The 1,248-nt window shown below is 52.6% G+C and carries 1 rRNA gene; it reads left to right on the forward strand.

Features of this window, described 5'->3' with window-relative positions:
• Window positions 1–1,248: ribosomal RNA gene (locus ABHU32_RS10025) — 23S ribosomal RNA — on the forward strand; the annotation flags it as partial.

Consider the following 1,248-nt stretch of genomic DNA (forward strand, 5'->3'; position numbering starts at 1 on the left):
GTTACGGCAATATTGGGGTTGTAGGACCACGTTGTCGCAAGACATTCAGTGAGAAGAATTCTTTGGAAAATGAAACCATAGACGGTGATAGTCCGGTATTCGAAGCTGAACGAAGCGTAGTGGTATCCTGAGTAGCGCGGGACACGAGAAATCTTGCGTGAATCTGCCGGGACCATCCGGTAAGGCTAAATACTCCCGAGAGACCGATAGCGAACCAGTACCGTGAGGGAAAGGTGAAAAGAACCCCGAGCAGGGGAGTGAAATAGACCCTGAACCCGTCTGCCTACAAGCGGTCGGAGCGTCGTAATGACGTGACGGCGTGCCTTTTGCATAATGAACCTACGAGTTACCTTCCCCGGCAAGGTTAAGTACCTAAGGTACGGAGCCGAAGCGAAAGCGAGTCTGAACAGGGCGCCAAGTCGGGGGGGGTAGACGCGAAACCGAGTGATCTACCCTTGGCCAGGTTGAAGGTTGGGTAACACCAACTGGAGGACCGGATGGGTAAGCGTTGAAAAGCTTTCCAATGAGCTGAGGGTAGGGGTGAAAGGCTAATCAAACTCGGAGATAGCTCGTACTCCCCGAAATGCATTTAGGTGCAGCCTCTTTATAGTATATCGTGAGGTAGAGCGACTGATTGGATGCGAGGGCTTCACCGCCTATCAAGTCCAGATAAACTCCGAATGCGCGATATATATTTACAGGGAGTGAGGGCGCGGGTGCTAAGGTCCGTGTCCGAGAGGAGAAGAATCCAGACCACCGGCTAAGGCCCCCAAATGATCGTTAAGTTGAACTAACGAGGTCGGATCGCAGAGACAGCTAGGATGTTGGCTTGGAAGCAGCCATTCATTTAAAGAGTGCGTAACAGCTCACTAGTCGAGCGATCTGGCGTGGATAATAATCGGGCATAAACGATCTGCCGAAGCCGTGGATGTCGCAAGACATGGTAGGGGAGCATTCCATGCGGCGTCGAAGATGAGGGATGACCCTTGTTGGAGCGCATGGAAAAGCAAATGTAGGTATGAGTAACGATAAGGGGGGCGAGAAACCCCCCCGCCGAAAGACCAAGGTTTCCTGATCAACGCTAATCGGATCAGGGTGAGTCGGGACCTAAGGCAAAGCCGAACGGCGCCGCCGATGGAAGAATGGGTTAATATTCCCATACTGCCTCATGGAGTGACGTGGAGACGGAGAAGTGACAGTCCTGCCGGCTGACGGAATAGCCGGTTGAAGGGTGTAGATATTGATTCC

Origin of the sequence: Collinsella aerofaciens (genome assembly GCF_039758965.1) — a bacterium.
In the GTDB taxonomy this organism is placed as follows: domain Bacteria; phylum Actinomycetota; class Coriobacteriia; order Coriobacteriales; family Coriobacteriaceae; genus Collinsella; species Collinsella aerofaciens_BR.